This is a genomic window from Synechococcus sp. JA-2-3B'a(2-13) (genome assembly GCF_000013225.1).
Lineage (GTDB): Bacteria > Cyanobacteriota > Cyanobacteriia > Thermostichales > Thermostichaceae > Thermostichus.
The window spans coordinates 2,535,790-2,553,348 of record NC_007776.1 but is presented as its reverse complement, the minus strand read 5'-3'; the positions used below and the strand labels follow the sequence as shown (position 1 = coordinate 2,553,348).

At 58.8% G+C, this 17,559-nt stretch carries 14 protein-coding genes and 1 pseudogene; 8 read left to right on the top strand and 7 right to left on the bottom strand.

Going from position 1 to position 17,559, the window contains the following annotated elements; all coding sequences use genetic code 11:
• The first annotated feature begins 214 nt into the window (after window positions 1–214).
• Window positions 215–1,141 (top strand): thylakoid membrane protein ThyD, encoded by a 927-nt coding sequence (locus CYB_RS11655; protein ID WP_011434015.1) that lies wholly within the window; start codon window positions 215–217, stop codon window positions 1,139–1,141.
• A 289-nt stretch (window positions 1,142–1,430) separates the two neighbouring features.
• Here the strand turns inward: CYB_RS11655 and secA are convergent, their stop codons facing one another.
• Window positions 1,431–4,304, bottom strand: a complete 2,874-nt coding sequence (gene secA, locus CYB_RS11645) for a preprotein translocase subunit SecA (RefSeq protein WP_011434014.1) — start codon at window positions 4,302–4,304, stop codon at window positions 1,431–1,433.
• 216 nt (window positions 4,305–4,520) lie between these two features.
• Here secA and CYB_RS11640 point away from each other — a divergent pair, with 216 nt between their 5' ends.
• From CYB_RS11640 to purU, 3 genes are all read left to right on the top strand, one after another.
• Complete coding sequence (locus CYB_RS11640; protein ID WP_011434012.1) at window positions 4,521–4,865, top strand: TatA/E family twin arginine-targeting protein translocase; 345 nt, start codon at window positions 4,521–4,523, stop codon at window positions 4,863–4,865.
• A gap of 3 nt (window positions 4,866–4,868) precedes the next feature.
• On the top strand, window positions 4,869–5,129 hold the full coding sequence (locus CYB_RS11635; RefSeq protein WP_011434011.1) for a hypothetical protein: 261 nt from the start codon (window positions 4,869–4,871) through the stop codon (window positions 5,127–5,129).
• Between the two features lie 64 nt (window positions 5,130–5,193).
• Complete coding sequence (purU, locus tag CYB_RS11630; RefSeq protein ID WP_011434010.1) at window positions 5,194–6,042, top strand: formyltetrahydrofolate deformylase; 849 nt, start codon at window positions 5,194–5,196, stop codon at window positions 6,040–6,042.
• On the opposite strand, the pseudogene CYB_RS11625 reads toward purU, so the two are convergent.
• Both CYB_RS11625 and CYB_RS11620 read right to left on the bottom strand, forming a co-directional pair.
• A pseudogene (locus CYB_RS11625) lies at window positions 6,043–6,477 on the bottom strand (ABC transporter ATP-binding protein); the annotation flags it as partial. It abuts the gene before it with no gap.
• Between the two features lie 201 nt (window positions 6,478–6,678).
• Complete coding sequence (locus CYB_RS11620; protein ID WP_238376787.1) at window positions 6,679–6,987, bottom strand: gas vesicle protein GvpV; 309 nt, start codon at window positions 6,985–6,987, stop codon at window positions 6,679–6,681.
• A gap of 100 nt (window positions 6,988–7,087) precedes the next feature.
• Here CYB_RS11620 and CYB_RS11615 point away from each other — a divergent pair, with 100 nt between their 5' ends.
• A complete protein-coding gene (locus tag CYB_RS11615) occupies window positions 7,088–7,582 on the top strand; it encodes a pentapeptide repeat-containing protein (RefSeq protein ID WP_041436747.1) in 495 nt (164 codons plus the stop codon).
• A 14-nt stretch (window positions 7,583–7,596) separates the two neighbouring features.
• Here CYB_RS11615 and CYB_RS11610 read toward each other — a convergent pair whose 3' ends face one another.
• On the bottom strand, window positions 7,597–7,905 hold the full coding sequence (locus tag CYB_RS11610; RefSeq protein WP_011434006.1) for a hypothetical protein: 309 nt from the start codon (window positions 7,903–7,905) through the stop codon (window positions 7,597–7,599).
• 194 nt (window positions 7,906–8,099) lie between these two features.
• Between CYB_RS11610 and CYB_RS11605 the strand changes: the two genes are divergently transcribed.
• From CYB_RS11605 to tenA, 3 genes are all read left to right on the top strand, one after another.
• The gene (locus CYB_RS11605; RefSeq protein ID WP_041436745.1) at window positions 8,100–8,831 is read left to right on the top strand and encodes an aldehyde oxygenase (deformylating); all 732 of its coding nucleotides are present in this window, start codon (window positions 8,100–8,102) and stop codon (window positions 8,829–8,831) included.
• Between the two features lie 110 nt (window positions 8,832–8,941).
• The gene (locus CYB_RS11600) at window positions 8,942–9,967 is read left to right on the top strand and encodes a long-chain acyl-[acyl-carrier-protein] reductase (protein WP_011434004.1); all 1,026 of its coding nucleotides are present in this window, start codon (window positions 8,942–8,944) and stop codon (window positions 9,965–9,967) included.
• A 320-nt stretch (window positions 9,968–10,287) separates the two neighbouring features.
• Window positions 10,288–10,947, top strand: coding sequence for a thiaminase II (gene tenA, locus CYB_RS11595; protein ID WP_011434003.1), 660 nt, complete (start codon window positions 10,288–10,290; stop codon window positions 10,945–10,947).
• On the opposite strand, the gene CYB_RS11590 is transcribed toward tenA, so the two are convergent.
• The 3 genes from CYB_RS11590 to CYB_RS11580 all read right to left on the bottom strand — a co-directional run bounded on the left by CYB_RS11590 (window position 10,944) and on the right by CYB_RS11580 (window position 17,498).
• Entirely contained in the window at window positions 10,944–11,666 is a 723-nt protein-coding gene (locus tag CYB_RS11590; RefSeq protein WP_011434002.1) for a uracil-DNA glycosylase, read from the bottom strand. The genes tenA and CYB_RS11590 overlap by 4 nt on opposite strands.
• A complete protein-coding gene (locus tag CYB_RS11585; RefSeq protein ID WP_238376985.1) occupies window positions 11,647–15,480 on the bottom strand; it encodes a DNA-directed RNA polymerase subunit beta' in 3,834 nt (1,277 codons plus the stop codon). Before CYB_RS11585 ends, CYB_RS11590 begins: the two co-directional genes overlap by 20 nt.
• Before the next feature lie 134 nt (window positions 15,481–15,614).
• Entirely contained in the window at window positions 15,615–17,498 is a 1,884-nt protein-coding gene (locus tag CYB_RS11580) for a DNA-directed RNA polymerase subunit gamma (protein ID WP_011434000.1), read from the bottom strand.
• Between the last annotated feature and the right edge of the window lie 61 nt (window positions 17,499–17,559).

Genomic DNA, 17,559 nt, shown 5'->3' with positions numbered 1-17,559 from the left:
AGTTTACGCTTTGCCGCAAAACATTTTTATTCTTGGGCTTTCTTGGGCTCTGCCACTTCGCCAAGCTCAGCAAACGGATGGCGGGATCCCAGGCAATGGCCAACGCGGGGCAGGAAACGCGCTAGGCTAGAGGTTCGAATAGCGGAAAGGCTCTGCACCGTTCAAAGGACAAGGGCGGCACAGGGCTTGTGCAGATGCAAGTCGGATCCACATCATGCGCATTGTCATCACGGGTGGAAGTGGTTTTATCGGGCGTCGCTTGGTGGCCCGTCTGCTGGAGCAAGGGGATCAGGTTTTGGTCTTGACCCGCCGCCTGGAGCAGGCCCGCCGCATTTTGGGGGAATCCCCCAACCTCAAGCTGCTGCCCTACGATCCCTACCAACCGCAAGCCTGGGCAGCCGCCCTGGAAGGGTACGAGGGGATTGTCAACTTGGCCGGAGAGCCTTTGGCTTCTTCTCGCTGGACAGAGACCAAGAAAAAAGAAATCCGTCGTAGCCGTGTGGAAACCACCCAGGCCCTTGTCCAAGCCCTCGCCTCCCTCAACCAAAAGCCCCAGGTGATGATCAGCAGCTCGGCGGTGGGTTACTACGGATCCCATCCGGCAGGAGAACCCTTAACAGAGACGGATCCCCCGGCCCAAGATTTTCTGGCAGAAGTCTGTCAAGCTTGGGAAGCTGCCGCCCGGCCGGTTGAGGAATTGGGGATCCGTTTGGCCATCCTGCGCACGGGGATTGTGTTGGGTCCGGATGGAGGAGCGCTGGGGCAGATGCTGGCCCCCTTTCAGTTCTTTATCGGCGGAACGATCGGCTCCGGCAAACAATGGCTGTCTTGGATCCACCGCGAGGATTGGGTGAGCTTGGTCTGCTTCCTGCTGGAGCAGGGATCCGGAGTGTTCAACGCCACCGCTCCCAACCCGGTGCAGATGGAAGAGTTTTGCCGAACCTTAGGCCAGGTCTTGGGTCGCCCCTCTTGGTTGCCTGTGCCGGAGCTGGCGTTGGAACTGCTGTTGGGCGAGGCAGCTCAAGTGGTTTTGACGGGGCAGAAAGTGATCCCGCAAGCGGCTTTGCAGATGGGCTTTACCTTCCAGTACCCACAACTGAAAGAGGCATTACGACAGATCCTCCTGATACATTTACGCTGAACACTGCTGAACATCACTGTTCAACTATGCAGCGATAGCATTCTGTTTGTTTCCAAACAGAATGGCGGTATCCCGCAAAGCTTTGAGTAGAATACCCAAAGCGCAGTTTCCGTGTCGTCTTACTACCAATTTTCTGCTTTGCTTTGGCTACCATGTTGGCAGACTCGAAAGTAAACAGAAAGATCAACTGGTAGTAATCCGTACTGAACATATTATACATTATTTTCAGTATAGTTGAGCTTATCATTGACTAGAGTCATGCTCCCCCGCTGACTTCTCTCTACGCCAATTATTCTTCCGTGAAATCGGCTTCCACCACCCCTGAAGCAGAGCTGGGATCAGGGCTGGCAGCCGCAGTGGGTGCCGGAGCCGGTCGCGATGCCTGGGGCACTTGCACAATTTGGGGAGTAAAGATGAATAGGTTGTACACCGTGTTGCGGCGGATGTTGTCCATCATCTCCAGGAACAGCTCGTAGCCCTCGTTCTTGTACTCGATCAGGGGATCCTTCTGACCGTAGCCTCGCAGGCCCACAGCTTCCCGCAGCGCCTCCATCTGCTGCAGGTGTTCCCGCCAGAGGGTGTCCACCTGTTGCAACAGGAAAAAGCGCTCTGCCTTGCGCATCAAACCGGGCTCAAAGGTATCCAGAAAAGCCTCTTTGGCCTCATAGGCCAGCTCTGCCTGCTTGATCAGGTAGTCCAAGATCTGCTCGTAGGAGAGATCCTGCAGGTCTTCAACCTTGAGGTTTTGCTTCAGGAGCGGCACAAACTCCTGCATCTTGGCGGTCAGCTTGTCAATTTCCCACTCTTCCGGGGGCAGCTCTGGGTTGACATGCGCTCGCACGATCTCGCCAACGGTTTTGCGCACATAGTCAAGGATCTTGGTCTTGAGGTTTTCCCCCTCCAAGATGCGCCGCCGCTCTGAGTAGATGGCCCGCCGCTGGTTGTTCATCACCTCGTCATACTCGAACACCTGCTTGCGCATGTCGAAGTAGTATACTTCCACTTTTCTCTGCGCATTCTCCAGGCTGCTGCTGAGCAGCGGGTGCTCGATGGGCATATCCTCCTCCACCCGGAACATGTCCATGAGCTTGGCTACCCGCTCGCCACCGAAAATCTTGAGCAGGTTGTCTTCCAAGCTGAGGAAAAACCGCGAGGAGCCGGGATCCCCTTGTCGCCCGGCGCGGCCCCGCAGCTGGTTGTCGATACGGCGGGATTCATGGCGCTCCGTACCGATCACATGCAGGCCCCCCAGCCTCACCACCTCTTCGTGCTCGGCCTCAGTAATTTTTTCGTACTCGGCTTTGATGCTGTTGTAAACCTCCCGCAGTTGCAAAATTAGCGGATCCTGCACCGGCGCTTTCTCGGAAGCTACTGCGATGAGATCCTCCACCACCAGCTCTGGCAGACGGTTCAGCCCATACTTGGTCACGGCTGCTGCCACCACTTCGTCTAAAGCTTGGTTGGTGCGGGCCGACAGCTCACAGGGGTAAAAATTGGGGGAGACCACCGTCCAGGATTTTTTCGGCTTGGGTGCTGTCCCACCAAATCCCTGGCCACCCCCCCGTCCCACCATCTGAACGGATCCCAAGGGGTTGTCGGCGTCCAATTGAGCCAGCTTGGGCATCAGCCGTTCCCGCAGCTTGAGGCGGGCCATGTACTCCGCATTGCCTCCCAAGATGATGTCCGTGCCTCGACCGGCCATGTTGGTAGCAATGGTTACAGCGCCTTTTCGCCCCGCCTGGGCAATGATCTCCGCCTCCCGCTCCACGTTTTCTGGCTTGGCGTTGAGGAGGTTGTGGGGGATCCCCATTTCCTTGAGCATGGCCGAGAGGCGTTCGGATTTTTCCACGCTGGTGGTGCCCACAAGGACGGGGCGCCCCTGGGCGTGCATGTGGGCAATTTCCTCGGCAACCGCCTGCCACTTGCCCCTTTCGGTCTTGTACACCAAGTCGGGGGCATCTTTGCGGCGGATGGGTCGGTTGGTGGGGATCACCGTAACTTCCAGGTTGTAGGTTTTGCCGAACTCGGCCTCCTCAGTGCGAGCCGTGCCCGTCATGCCGGAAAGCTTGGGATAGAGCAGAAAAAGGTTTTGGTAGGTGATGGTGGCCAGGGTTTGGCTCTCGCTTTGAATCGGCACCCCCTCTTTGGCCTCCACCGCCTGGTGCAGCCCATCAGACCAGCGGCGGCCGGGGAGCACCCGCCCGGTGAACTCGTCCACGATCACCACCTCTTGATTGCGGACGATGTAGTGGACATCCTTGATGAAGAGCTCTTTGGCCTTCACGGCGTTGAAGACAAAGTGCGCCCAGGGATCCTTGGGATCAAACAGGTCAGAGACCCCCAGCAACCGCTCGGCGGCTTCAAACCCCTCGTCGGTAAGGATGACGTTGCGGGCTTTTTCATCCACCTCATAGTGTTCATCTCGGATCAGCTCCCGCGCCACCTGGGCTGCCCGCAGGTATTTTTCGGAGGGGCGAGCCACCTGACCGGAGATGATCAGGGGAGTGCGGGCCTCGTCGATAAGGATTGAGTCCACCTCGTCGATGATGCAGTAGTTAAAGGGCCGTTGCATCACCTCCTTGATATCGGTGGCCATGTTGTCCCGCAGGTAGTCGAAGCCCAGCTCGCTGTTGGTGCAGTAGGTAATGTCGCAGTTGTAGCTGCGGCGCTTTTCTTCGGGTGACATGCCCTCTTGCACTAGACCGACCGTCAGGCCCAAGAAACGGTGCACCTGCCCCATCCACTCCGAGTCCCGACGGGCCAAGTAGCCGTTGACGGTAACGATGTGAACCCCCTTCCCAGTCAGGCCGTTCAAGTAGGCAGGCAGGGTGGCGACCAGGGTTTTCCCCTCGCCGGTTTTCATTTCGGCAATCTGGCCTTCGTGCAGCACCATGCCGCCGATGAGCTGTACGTCGTAATGGCGCAAGTTCAAAACTCGCTTGGCGGCCTCCCGCACCACGGCAAACGCCTCCGGCAAGAGATCGTCCAGAGATTCTCCTCTGTCCAAGCGCTGGCGAAACTCTGTGGTCTTGGCCTTGAGCTCCGCATCCGAAAGAGAGGCGATCTCGATCTCCAGCGAGTTGATCAACTTGACGACAGGACGGTACTGCCGGATCTTCCGATCGTTAGGATCCCCGAGGAGCTTTTGTAGGGTTTGGAGCATGGGCAAGCCTAGGCCAATGAAGGACATTGATTGATTAACGATGCAATTCTACCATTTTGACTTGGCCGGCCAGGGAGAGGTTGGCCTGGATGAGCTGAGAGCAAAACACCAGAGCCATCGGATAGATGAGGAGAGCCGGCAGTTACTTGCAGTCCGCGGCGAGAAAATGTCAGTCTAGGGAAGGGATCCCGACCAAACCGTACTCTGCCGAGGCTCATGAATTTTTTGGGTGTTGGACTGCCGGAAATGTTGGTCATCTTTGCGGTGGCTCTCTTGGTTTTTGGGCCCCGCAAACTGCCGGAGATTGGTCGCACGCTGGCCAAAACCCTGCGCAGCCTGCAGGATGCTTCCAGAGAGTTCGAGGCGCAACTGAACAAAGAGGCCCAAGAGCTGGAGAAAGCCACCCGCGGGACAACGGCTGCTGCCACTCCCAAGGCTTCCCGAACAGCAGCCGCGGCTGAGCCCAAAGCCGAGTCGGTCGCCACAGCCGATACACCCACCTCAGAGATGGCTCCCCCCCCATCCGCAGCCGACGACGCTCAAACAGCAGACGCTGCCTAACCTATGGCCCGCTTCAACCCCCTTTGCTTCGGCCTGGAAATCACGCGCCTGTTCGAGCAAGGGCAGTCCTACTTTGCTCCTGCTAAGGTGGAGACCTGGCTGCGGCAGCATGGCCAAAACCCGTCTGACTATGAGATCTCGTTTCACCAGGAACTGCCCCCTGCCGGCTCTTCTGCGGCGATGGGGATTCGCATCGACCTAAAGCGTTGGGATGGCCAGCCGGTGGATCCCTGGCTATTGGAAGAGATCAACCGGGTAGATTGAAAACGGCTTGCTCCGCAGTAAAACCCAGCCCTACGGTAAGAAGGTTGAGGCTTTTTGTCCACCTATGCCCAGTGCCACCCTGTTGGTATCTTGCCCCGATCAAAAAGGGCTGGTAGCCAAGCTCTCCAGCTTCATCTACAGCTACGGCGGCAACATCATTCACGCCGATCACCATACGGATCCCGAGGCAGGACTGTTCTTGAGCCGCATCGAGTGGGACTTGGAGGGCTTCCAACTGGAGCGAGGGGAAATTGTCCCCGCCTTTTCGGGTATTGCCCGTGGGATCCAAGCCAACTGGGAACTGCATTTCTCCGACACTCGCCGTCGCATTGCGTTGTGGGCCAGCAAGCAAAGCCACTGCCTTTTGGATCTGATCTGGCGGCAAAGGGCGGGAGAACTGCCCGCCGAGATCCCCTTGATCATCAGCAATCACCCCGACCTGGAATCGGTGGCCCGCTCCTTCGGTATCGATTACTACCACATCCCCGTTTCTCCAGAGGGCAAAGCCGCAGCCGAAGCCCGTCAGCTCGCTCTCCTGCAGGAATATCGAATTGACCTGGTGGTGTTGGCCAAGTACATGCAGGTCTTGAGTGGGTCGCTGCTCCGCCAAGCCCCGCCGGTCATCAACATTCACCATTCCACCCTGCCCGCCTTTGCCGGAGCCAACCCCTACCACCGCGCCCATCAACGGGGGGTGAAGATCATCGGCGCGACTGCCCACTATGCCACCGAAGATCTGGACGAAGGGCCGATCATCGAGCAAGACGTGGTGCGGGTCAGTCACCGCGATACCGTTGCCGACATCGTCCGCAAAGGCCGCGACATGGAACGCCTAGTCCTGGCACGGGCAGTGCGGTATCACCTGGAGAATCGGGTGCTGGTGTACCACAACAAAACAGTGGTGTTTGCCTGATCAGCCCGCGGGCGCAGCGTCGCTCAACGGGATCCCTTTCTGTTCTCGCAGGAGAGCCAAGATCTCGTCCTTCACCTCTTGGAAGGAAGAAGTGCGCTTGAGACTGTAGTCGCGCCGACTGGGGAAATCAACCCGGAGCTCCCGTTTCACCCGCCCAGGATGGGACGTGAGTACATAGATGCGCTGGGCCAGAAAGACGGCCTCTTCCACATCGTGGGTAATCATCAAAATTGAGGTGCGCGTGCGCTGCCAGAGATCCAGCAAAAACTCCTGCATCGTCTCCTTGGTTTGCACGTCCAAAGCGCCAAAAGGCTCATCCATGAGCAAAATCTTCGGCTGGGCCGCCAGAGCTCGGGCAATGGCCACCCGCTGCTGCATACCGCCCGAAAGTTGCCTGGGCAGGGCCTTAGCAAAACGCTCTAGACCGACGATATCTGACGATATCTGGGGAGAAGAAGTCATAAGCCCTGAAGTTCAGGTAACTGTGCAGCCAGCTTGAGAACAGCTGTTCGCTGGCCCAGATTCTGGAGTCGGGTTGAGGTAAGCAGCAAATAGTTAAGTTGGCTACAGAATCCCCTGACTTGTTGCTTAGGTCTGCTTTGAATCTTGGGTCTTCTTTGAGATTTATAGGATCCCTCAATACTCGAAGGTCATGGGCGGGAAGCGGGAAGGGCGGGATCTGAGCTGGGCGGGTTCAGAGGCAGGAGCGGGATCCCGGAAGGCTTTTGCCTCCTGCTGAAGGTGCTGCATGGCCTGCTCGATTTCCTGGAGTCGCGCGTGGATTTGCCCTTGCCGCTCTCGAATAAACTCTAGCTCTTGGTTGAGCCGCTGCTTTTCGACAGTGAGCTGCTGCATTTCGGCATAGAGGGCGGATTCGGTTTGGCGGCGAGGGATCGAGCGCAGCTTGGGGCGAGGTCGAGTTCGGGGCACACGGGGCAAGCTCATAAGGGGGGATCCCGGAAAACGGCTTGCGCCTATCCTAGCGTGCTCTTGGCGGCCCTTCTATTCCTAGGTAGGATCCATTCGTCCGGTGTGGAAAACAGCGATGGTGGAAACTGGAGCAGACCTATTGCAACGCTACGGCAGCGGTGAGCGGGACTTCAGCAACAGCCAACTGGCCGGAGCTGATCTGGCCGGGGCCGACTTGGCCGGGATCGACTTGGGGGGATCCATTCTCCGCCAGGCAAAGCTGGCCTCTGCCAACCTGGAGCGGGCCTACCTGAGCGGCGCCGACCTCAGCCAAGCGGATCTGCAGGGATCCAACCTGCGGCTGGCCAACCTAGAAAAAGCTAAACTGCAGGGATCCCGATTGCAAGGAGCCAACTTGCGTGGGGCCAACCTGGCCGAAGCGGACTTGAGCGAAGCCGATCTCAGCCAAGCGGACCTGGCAGGGGCCAATCTCACCGGGGCCAACTTGAGAGGAGCCCTTCTTGCCCAGTGCAAACTCAAGCTGGCCAACCTGCGAGGGGCTTGCTACGACGCCACCACTCAGATGGAAGCGGGTGTTACACCGGTGGAGCTGGGCATGGTTCAAGCCTAGAGGGGGAAATGGGGCTAGTCCTCCGGCTCCAAGTCCAGGATCTCCTGAATTTCGGCATCGGTATAGCCCACCGCCCGCAACTTCTCCGATACCGTCTGAATCTCCCCTGGAGACAAATCCTGCTGCCGTACCCGATCCCAGAGATTGGCCACAATCTGCAGCAGCAAACCGCTGCTCTCCGCCTCAAACAGCTCAAAAGCCGTGGCTAGCTCGATCGCCTGTAGCACCTCTTCGGCACTGCCAACCGGCTGATCGAGGGATCGTTCCTCCAGCTCCACCAGCAACTGGCGCAGTTGGTTCAGGCCATCCCCAAGAGCAGACATACAGCAGGCTCCACAACGGCACTCGAACCCTCACCCTAGCAGACCCCTATCATTCCGCAAAAGGAATCCCGCCAATTCTGCGGCAGCTACAGCTATTCTGATTAAGAGAGCGATTCAACTGCAATCGAGGCGATTGTCGAGTCAGCATAGACAATCAACAACACCCAAACAACACCGAGAGGAGATGCATGAGTATGGCCCCAGTGAACGTCCTGCCCAATACCCCCCAGCCTTTAGCCGATGAGGGTGGCACCACCTTGGACTATGGCAGCGCGGTTTACCGGCAGGCCTACTCTCGCATCAACGGCATTGTGATCGAAGGGGAACAAGAAGCCCACGACAACTACCTCAAGCTGGCCGAGATGTTGCCGGAAGGGGCAGAGGAGCTGCACAAGCTGGCCAAGATGGAATTGCGGCACATGAAAGGCTTTCAATCCTGCGGCAAAAACCTGCAGGTAGAGCCGGATAGGGAGTTTGCCCGCACTTTCTTCGCCCCTTTGCGCAACAATTTCCAAAAAGCGGCAGCAGCCGGAGACCTAGTTACCTGCTTGGTCATTCAGTCGCTGATCATCGAATGCTTTGCCATTGCCGCCTACAACATCTACATCCCCGTCGCCGATGAGTTTGCCCGCAAGATCACCGAGGGGGTGGTCAAGGATGAATATCTGCACCTCAATTTTGGAGAGCGCTGGCTAGGGGAGCATTTTGGCGAGGTCAAAGGGCAGATCGAAGCGGCCAACGCCCAGAACCTGCCCTTGGTCTGGCAGATGCTGCAGCAGGTGGACCAGGATGTAGAAGCCATCTATATGGATCGCGAGGCCATCGTCGAGGATTTTATGATTGCCTATGGAGAGGCGCTGGCCAACATCGGCTTCAGCACCCGCGAGGTGATGCGCCTCTCAGCCCAGGGTTTGCGGGCAGCATGACCCACCTCAGCATTCATCCTCTGCCGGCGGACTGCAGTTCTAGGCTGGCTACAGGCGGGTATGGACATGTTTTGATGGGATCCATCAGTTATCCAAGCGGGTAAACCTTTATGTTCGGCCTGATTGGGCACTTGACCAGCCTGGCCCATGCGAAGCGGGTGGCAGACAAGCTGGGTTATTCCGAATATGCGGAGAGCGACCTGGAGTTCTGGTGCATGGCTCCCCCTCAGGTGGTGGACGAGATCACGGTAACCAGCATCACCGGCCAAAAGATTTATGGGCAGTACGTCGAATCCTGTTTCTTGCCGGAGATGTTGGCGGGGGGACGGGTGAAGGCAGCTTGTCGGAAAGTGTTGAATGCCATGGCCCTAGCCCAGCGGCGCGGCTTGAACATTACGGCTTTGGGGGGATTTAGCAGCATCATTTTTGAGACTTTTCGCCTCGACAGTCTCCGGCGAGTCCGCAACATCGACTTGGAGATCCAACGCTTTACCACCGGCAATACCCACACGGCCTACATCATCTGTCAGCAACTGCAGTTGGCGGCCCAGCGCTACGCCATGGACTTGGCAGCCGCTACGGTTGCGGTGGTGGGGGCGACCGGAGATATCGGCAGCGCCATTTGTCAATGGTTGGTGGCCCACACTCACTTGGGCAAATTGTTGCTCATCGCCCGAGAGCGACGGCGTCTGGAGGAATTGCAGGCCAAGCTCAAGCAGGGGGAGATCTCTTCGCTGGAAGAGGCCCTGCCCCGCGCTGACTTTATCGTTTGGGTGGCCAGCATGAGCCAGGGCATGGCCCTCGATCCCCAAGTTTTGCCGGATCCCTGTGTCATCATCGACGGTGGCTACCCAAAGAACATCGCCTCCAGCTTGCAGCGAAAGGGACTCTACGTCATTGACGGGGGGATGGTGGAGCACTCTTTGGATATTGAATGGAACATCATGCAGTTTTTGAATGTGGCCAACCCGGCCCGTCAGCTTTTTGCCTGCTTTGCTGAATCCATGCTGCTGGAGTTTGAGGGGCTGTACACCAATTTCAGTTGGGGCCGTAATTTGATCACCCTTGAGAAATTGGATCTGATCGGGCAGCTTTCCCGCAAGCATGGGTTTCGCCCCCTCATGCCCGAAGCCTAATTGAGATTCAAAATGAAGAAAGCCTCAGCCCCAGCAGAGGTGCTGGCCCTGGTCAGGCCAATCACCAATCGAGTAAACTACCCGACACCAACCGCTAGGCGGTACGGAGCGGGCTTTTAGTAGCCCTGCAGTTAGCAAGCCAACCACGAGCCTCTGGGGTGGTTTACTGCACCCCCAATCGACCGTTACCAGTGCCTTAAAAAGACCGTTTCTGGTGCCCGCAGTATTATTATAGCATTCCTCCCAACACTGACTTTATAGGTACAGTGCGGGGCTCCTGCAATTTCTAGCTGAAGACCAAACGCCGAGAGACGGTCGCCATGCCCCAGTCCTTTACTGCCCACCTTTGGCAAGCCATTCAGCCCATCTACAAGCAAATCCTCGATCACCCCTTCAACCGAGAGTTGGCAGCGGGCAGCCTATCGCGGCAGCGGTTCCAGTTTTATTTGCAGCAAGATGCTCTTTATCTCACGGATTTTGCCCGCGCCCTGGCCTTGATTGGAGCTCGTTCCGAAGGGGCTGAGCAGGTGGTGAGTTTCTTGAACTTTGCCCTGGGAGCCATTGTGGCCGAACGCAGCCTGCACGAAAGCTATTTTCGCCTCTACGACATTCAACCCGAAACAGCCTATGCCCCTGCCTGCTTCGCCTATACCCGTTTTTTGTTGGCTGCGGCGGCTGTGGATCCCTATGAGGTGGCCATTGCCGCTGTGCTGCCCTGCTTTTGGATCTACCGAGAGGTGGGATCCGCCATCTATCGCACCGCACAGCCCGACAATCCCTACCAACAGTGGATCGACACCTACGCCGGGGAAGAATTTGCCCAAGTGGTGCAGCAGGCTTTGGACATCACCGACTCCGTCGCTCAGCAGGCTACAGAGCCGCTGCGGGAAAAGATGAGGGCAGCTTTTGTCACTGCCTCCCGGTTGGAATGGCTGTTTTGGGACAGTGCCTATCGCCTCGAATCTTGGCAACCCGCCTAATGCTCACCCGGTCGGGCTGGCTTACCAGACAGCAACTGCTGGGCTTGCGCGAAAACGGCATCCAACATCGGCTCCGTCAGCAGCCGTGTGGCGGTGTTGCGCCGGCTGGGATGGTAAGACGCCAGCAAATAGCGACCCTCTGCCAAAGGAATAACGCAATTGTGGCCAAAGCGGGGACGGGGCCTGAGAGGTGGCAAGAGCGTCAGAGCGTGTTGGAAGGCAAAATGCCCCAACGTCAGGATCACTCGCACCTGGGTTAGCAGCTCCAGCTCTTGCTTCAGGTAGCCCAGGCAGGTCTTGGCTTCTATGGCGGTGGGGCGGTTCTCCGGGGGCACACAGCGCACCACTGCCGAGATGTAGCAATCCTGCAATTGCAGGCCATCCTCTCGGTGGGTAGAGGTGGGCTGATTGGCAAACCCGGCTCGGTACAGGGCGCGAAACAGCCAGTCCCCGCTGGGATCCCCGGTAAACACGCGCCCGGTGCGGTTGCCCCCATGGGCTGCCGGCGCCAACCCGATCACCCACAGCCGCGCCTGCGGATCCCCGAACCCTGGCACCGGTCGGCCCCAGTAGAGCTGGTCGCGAAAACGGGCCACCTTCTGAAGGGCGACTGACTCTCGCCAGGCCACCAAGCGGGGGCAGCGGCAGCAACTGACGATTTCAGTTTGCAAAGTGGCCCAATCCTGGAGACCCAGCGCCTCACTCCTCCTCGTCGTCATCCTCCTCTAGCTCGTCGAAGGCAGGGGTGGAATCGTCGATCAATTGATCATCTTCCAAGATCAAACGAGGCGGCAGCTCCGGCAACACCGCAGGCTCTTCCTCCTCTTCGTCAGGCTCCGGCTCGGCGGCAATCTCCTCGTAGGTGGTGAAGCCCGTGCCTGCCGGGATCAAGCGCCCGATGATTACGTTTTCCTTCAAGCCGCGCAGCCAGTCGGATTTGCCCTCGATGGCCGCCTCTGTAAGCACGCGGGTGGTTTCCTGGAAGCTGGCCGCTGAGATGAAGCTGTCGGTATTCAAGCTGGCCTTGGTGATCCCCAGCAGGACGGGCGTGTATTTGGCCGGCGCTCCTCCAGTAATGGCCATGGTGGCATTGATCTGCTGGATTTCCCGCAACTCCACCAGCTCGCCCGGCAGCAGGATGGTGTCGCCGCCATCATCCACCCGCACCTTGGAGGTCATCTGGCGCACCACGATCTCGATGTGTTTGTCGGAGATCTCCACCCCCTGGGAGCGGTAGACGTTCTGCACTTCGTTGACAAAGAAGCGCTGCACCTCCCGCAGAGCCAACCGTGCGGCTTGGTCATCTCCCAAGGTTTGGCGATGGTACTCGTAGTAGATCTCCAAGAGGTCGTGGGGGTTGGCAGGGCCATCGGTTAGGGGATCCCCCACCCCCACCGGCTGTCCATCTACCACGATCAAGCTCTGCCCCGGCAGCACAGAATAGTCTCTAACCGTGCCATCGGCTTCGATGACCTTGAGATCTGGCTCTTCTCCCCGCCAGCTCAGTTGAACGGTGCCGGGCCGCTTGGCCAGAACACACATTTCCTTGGGCTTGCGGGCCTCCAGCAGCTCCTCAATCCGCGGCAGACCCTGGATGATGTCCCCTGTCTTGGCCCGCTCGAACACCAGGAGGGCCAGAGAATCCCCCCGCTGCACCAGATCGCCATTCCGTACCTGCAGGATGGCACCCGCAGAAACCAAGTAGGGCCGCGCCATCCGCAACAGGACTTGGCCGTCCGTTATCTGCATCACCTGTCCTGACTGTGGAGAAGGGATCCCGGGAGCAAGCTCGTCCCCAACCCGCACCAGCGCCCCCACTTCCACATTGGCTGGGCCCGTCAGGGGCACCTGCACCAGATCGTCGTCGGTAATCACCAGCACCCGCCGTACCACCTCCGCTCCCTCGCGGATCCCTTGGACGATCCCGGCCTTTTTGGCTTGGATTTCGGTGCGGGCGATAACATCTCCGCTGGCGATGGAGTCTCCTTCCTTCACCAACAGCCGCGTGTGGGTACTCCCCTGCGTCAGATCCGCTTCCACGTCGCGGCGCAGCAACAGGGTTTCCAGAATCACCAGTTGCAGGCGGCGAATATCTGGATCCTTCTCATCTTGGATCAGCTCGATATCGGCCTTCAGTTGTGGGGCGTCGGTATCGATTTCCAGCACCAGTTGGGTGCGCAGGAGCTCTACAGGGCCTACCGACTTCACCCGCTCCCCATCTTTGAAGGGAACCCGCTGCACCGCCCGCAGACGAATGGAGCGACCGGACTCGCTGGTGGACTCTTGAGTGGGCACCAAGGGCCGGTCGGGGATCTCGTACTCCTGCACCGGACGCAGCAGCAAGCCTGGGCCTTCGGGAGTTTCCACGTGTTCCAGGTAGACCAGTCGGTCGGGAACGATGCTGCTGAGCACCGGTTGCCCTGGCTGGATTAGGGTGCCACTTTTCACTTCCAAGTCGGCGGGGTTGTCCACCAGATGCAGGGATCCCGGCTTGATGACAATCTCCCGCAGAATGTCGTTCTTCTGGATGACTTCGACAACACCGGCATTCTGGCAAAAGATGTCTTTCACCACCTCAGTGCCTGCTTCCACATACTGGCCATCGTCCACGTTCAGCAGGGAGATGTCCTTGTTCACCTCGTGGGTCTCTTCTGGGATCCACAGCAGGGTGCCGCCCTGGATGACTTCGTAACCTTGCTTGGCCTTGCCGCGCCGTGCCACCTCAATGCCGGCGAACTTCACCAAGCCTCCCGTCTGACTGCGGAAGTGGTTGTCGATCAGCTCCGCCACCACCTCGTCGTTGCCTACTTTGGTGCCCGGAGTGGCCTTGAGGACGAAGGTCTGCCCACTAGAAGTGTCCAGCAAAAACTGCTCCCGCCCCTGGTGGGATTCCACCCGTACCCGTGCTTCCCGCAACACCACCGAAGCGTTGATGATCTCCACCTCGCGCCCACTTCTGGTGTCGCTGCGCTCCGGTAGCCGCACAATGCCGCCATGCTCCGTCACCAGCGAGGTTTCGGCGATCACATCCCCCGCCTGCACCCGATCCCCGTTTTTCACCACCGGCTCGGCCCCCGGAGGCAGGTTGTACACCTGTCCAGACATCACCCAGATCAATCCCTGCCGCTGGGCAGTGTAGGTGGTGTTACCCTGGCGGTCAGTCTTCTCCTCGATGGGCAGATCGGCAAAGCGAATTTCTCCAGCCAGGTCGGCCACCACCTCTTTCTGGGCTTTCTCGGTGCTCTTACGGCTGGCCTTGGCCAGGGACACCTCTGCAATCAACTGATCCCGCTGCACCTGGGCTCCGTCCCGCACCAGCAGGGTGGATCCCTGAGTCATGTCGAAGGACTCCCGTTGACCGTCTGGGCCTTCCAAGATGATTTGGTTGTTTACCTCCACTTGTAGAGCATCGTCGCCGTGGCGGGTACGGAAGGGGCGGGTGCGCAGATTTTTCGGGAACCGCACCACACCCGCAAAGGGGGCGCGAATTTGGCGGGCCACCTCCCCTGTAAACACGCCTCCCGTGTGGAAGGTGCGCATCGTCAACTGGGTGCCCGGCTCCCCAATCGATTGGGCGGCGATGATCCCGACCGCTTCCCCCAGATCCACCAAGCGGGAATGGGCCAAGCTCCAGCCGTAGCACATCCGGCACACGGAGCGGTTGGCTTCACAGGTGAGGGGAGAACGCACCATCACCTGGCGGATGCCAGCCTCTGCAATGGTTCTAGCCAAGTCGTGATCCACTTCTTGGTTGCGGCGGGCGAGGATCTCCTGGGTTTGTGGATGCACCACGTCGCGCGCCAACACTCGGCCCACCAAGCGCTCCTCCAGAGACACCACCACCTTGTCCCCGTCCATCAGGTATTCCAGAAGGATGCCCTGCTCAGTGCCGCAGTCGGATTCCCGCACGATCACATCCTGAGACACGTCCACCAAGCGGCGGGTGAGGTAGCCGGAGTCGGCGGTGCGCAGGGCCGTATCCACTAAACCCTTGCGGGCCCCATAGGAAGAGATGATGTATTCGGTAACGGTCAGGCCCTCGCGGAAATTGGTTTTGATGGGCAAATCGATGATCCTCCCCTGGGGGTTGGCCATCAGGCCGCGCATGCCCACCAACTGGCGCACCTGGGAGACGTTCCCCCTTGCCCCCGAGTTGGCCATCATGTAAACGGAGTTGAGGGGATCGTTCTGCCGGAAGTTGTTGAGCATCTCCTCTTTGATCTGGTCGTTGATCTGGTTCCAGGTGTCGATCACCTTTTGGTAGCGCTCCACCTCTGTGATTTCTCCACGGGTATAGCGCTCGGTGGCCGCCTCGATCTCGGCTTCCGCTTGTGCCAACAACTGCCGCTTGCTGGGGGGAACGCGCAGATCTTCGACGCTGATGGAGACGGCTGCCTGGGTGGCGTATTTGAAGCCCAGGGTCTTCAGAGCATCCGCCATCTGAGCGGTGCGGGCTGTGCCGTAGCGGGCAAAAGACCAAGCAATTAGGTTGCGCAGCTCTTTTTTGCCAATTTGATAGTTGCGAAAGGGCACAGGGGGCAAAGGGGCGTCGGCTTTGTTGCCGTCGGCAGCCTGCCGCGACAGGCCAGCGGAAAATCGTCCTTTTTCGCTCATGATGCCTCGCTAGAGAGAAGGGGAGAGAAGAGCCGTCCTACGGCAGAGGGTAACTACGCAGACAAAATATCCTGCACGGTCTTGTTAAAAATGATCCGGCCCGGCGTGGTGCGAATGTACTGGCTGATCACGTTGCCGTTTTGATCTTCGCGGATACGGCGGTAGTTGGTGATCTTGAGGCGGATGCCGCCCGCTTCTTCGATAATTTGCGGCTCGGACTCTTTTTCGCCCTTGCCCAACTCCATCGGGCCGTGGTAGCGCACCCAGACCTTGCTGTGCAGGCCGATGGCGCCGCGGTCGTAGGCGATGAGAGCATCTTCCAAGCTGGCGAAGAAGCGATCGCCAATATCTGGCGCGTGGGGGTTGTCCGCCGTCAGGTAGTAGCACCCCAACACCATATCTTGGCTGGGGGTGATGATAGGGGCGCCAGTGGCAGGGGAGAGGATGTTGTTGGTGGCCAGCATCAGCAGGCGAGCTTCCGCCTGAGCTTCCAGAGAAAGGGGCACATGCACCGCCATCTGGTCGCCGTCGAAGTCAGCATTGAAGGCGGGGCAAACCAGAGGGTGAAGTTGAATCGCCCTTCCCTCCACCAGGATTGGCTCAAAAGCTTGGATCCCCAGGCGGTGCAGGGTGGGGGCACGGTTGAGCAAGACGGGGTGGCCGTCGATCACCTCTTCCAGCACATCCCAAATCTGTGGGTCATTGCTCTGGATCATCTTTTTGGCAGCCTTGATGTTGTTGACAATGCCCCGCTTGATCAATTTGTGGATGACAAAGGGCTGGAACAGCTCGATGGCCATCTCTTTGGGCAGGCCACACTGGTGCATGCGCAGGTTGGGCCCCACCACGATCACCGAACGTCCGGAGTAGTCCACCCGTTTGCCCAACAGGTTTTGCCGGAAGCGCCCCTGTTTGCCTTCGATGATGTCGGAGAGGGACTTGAGGGGACGGTTGTTGGCCCCCGCCACCACGCGCCCCCGCCGACCGTTGTCGATCAGCGCGTCCACCGCCTCCTGGAGCATGCGCTTTTCGTTGCGCACAATGATCTCCGGCGCCATGATCTCCTGCAGCCGGGCCAGGCGGTTGTTGCGGTTGATCACACGACGGTAGAGATCGTTGAGGTCGCTGGTGGCAAAGCGGCCCCCATCCAACTGCACCATGGGGCGCAGATCCGGCGGGATCACCGGCAGCACCCGCAACACCATCCACTCCGGACGGGATCCGGTGGCGATGAAGTTGTCGATTACCCGCAGCCGCTTGATCAGGCGCGCCCGCTTTTGGCCGCGAGCACTGGTGATCTCCTCCCGCAGTTGCTCCGCCTCTTTTTCCAGGTCGATATCCTTGAGCAGGCGCTCGATGGCCTCCGCCCCGATCATCGCCCAGTTCTCCGGCAGTTGCAGTTCGGATCCCTCCTCGTACATCTGATCTTCGATCTCGAGGAATTGATCCTCCGTCAACAGTTGTTTGTAGGAGAGATTCTGGGCATTGCCCGGATCCACCACTACGTAGGCGTTGAAGTACACCACTTGCTCCACATCCCGCAGCGGCATGTCCAACAGGGTGGCGATGTGGCTGGGGATCCCTTTCAAATACCAAACGTGGGTGACCGGAGCGGCCAACTTGATGTAGCCCATGCGGTGGCGGCGCACCCGCGACTCGGTCACCTCCACCCCACAGCGCTCGCAGACGATCCCCCGATGCCGTACTCGCTTGTACTTACCGCAGTGGCATTCCCAGTCTTTGGCCGGCCCAAAGATGCGCTCACAGAAAAGACCATCCATCTCCGGCTTGAGGGTGCGGTAATTGATGGTCTCGGGCTTGGTGACTTCCCCCACCACTTGACCATTCGGCAGGGTGCGCTGGCCCCACTCCATGATCCGTTCTGGAGAAGCCAAGCCGATTTTGACATAGTCAAAGCGTTGCTCTGTTTTGGCCATCGCCGTTTTCCTCCTGGCTTGCTGAACCCAAAGGAGAGGGAAGCCCCACCCTCCTTCGTGG

Excerpts from the sequence above, each read along its gene's own strand:
- CYB_RS11580 (WP_011434000.1), bottom strand. The coding sequence starts at position 17,498 with ATGGCCAAAACAGAGCAACGCTTTGACTATGTCAAAATCGGCTTGGCT.
- CYB_RS11635 (WP_011434011.1), top strand. The coding sequence starts at position 4,869 with ATGGCCCGCTTCAACCCCCTTTGCTTCGGCCTGGAAATCACGCGCCTG.
- CYB_RS11615 (WP_041436747.1), top strand. The coding sequence starts at position 7,088 with ATGGTGGAAACTGGAGCAGACCTATTGCAACGCTACGGCAGCGGTGAG.
- CYB_RS11655 (WP_011434015.1), top strand. The coding sequence starts at position 215 with ATGCGCATTGTCATCACGGGTGGAAGTGGTTTTATCGGGCGTCGCTTG.
- CYB_RS11605 (WP_041436745.1), top strand. The coding sequence starts at position 8,100 with ATGGCCCCAGTGAACGTCCTGCCCAATACCCCCCAGCCTTTAGCCGAT.
- CYB_RS11590 (WP_011434002.1), bottom strand. The coding sequence starts at position 11,666 with ATGACGACGAGGAGGAGTGAGGCGCTGGGTCTCCAGGATTGGGCCACT.
- CYB_RS11600 (WP_011434004.1), top strand. The coding sequence starts at position 8,942 with ATGTTCGGCCTGATTGGGCACTTGACCAGCCTGGCCCATGCGAAGCGG.
- purU (WP_011434010.1), top strand. The coding sequence starts at position 5,194 with ATGCCCAGTGCCACCCTGTTGGTATCTTGCCCCGATCAAAAAGGGCTG.
- secA (WP_011434014.1), bottom strand. The coding sequence starts at position 4,304 with ATGCTCCAAACCCTACAAAAGCTCCTCGGGGATCCTAACGATCGGAAG.
- tenA (WP_011434003.1), top strand. The coding sequence starts at position 10,288 with ATGCCCCAGTCCTTTACTGCCCACCTTTGGCAAGCCATTCAGCCCATC.
- CYB_RS11640 (WP_011434012.1), top strand. The coding sequence starts at position 4,521 with ATGAATTTTTTGGGTGTTGGACTGCCGGAAATGTTGGTCATCTTTGCG.
- CYB_RS11610 (WP_011434006.1), bottom strand. The coding sequence starts at position 7,905 with ATGTCTGCTCTTGGGGATGGCCTGAACCAACTGCGCCAGTTGCTGGTG.
- CYB_RS11620 (WP_238376787.1), bottom strand. The coding sequence starts at position 6,987 with ATGAGCTTGCCCCGTGTGCCCCGAACTCGACCTCGCCCCAAGCTGCGC.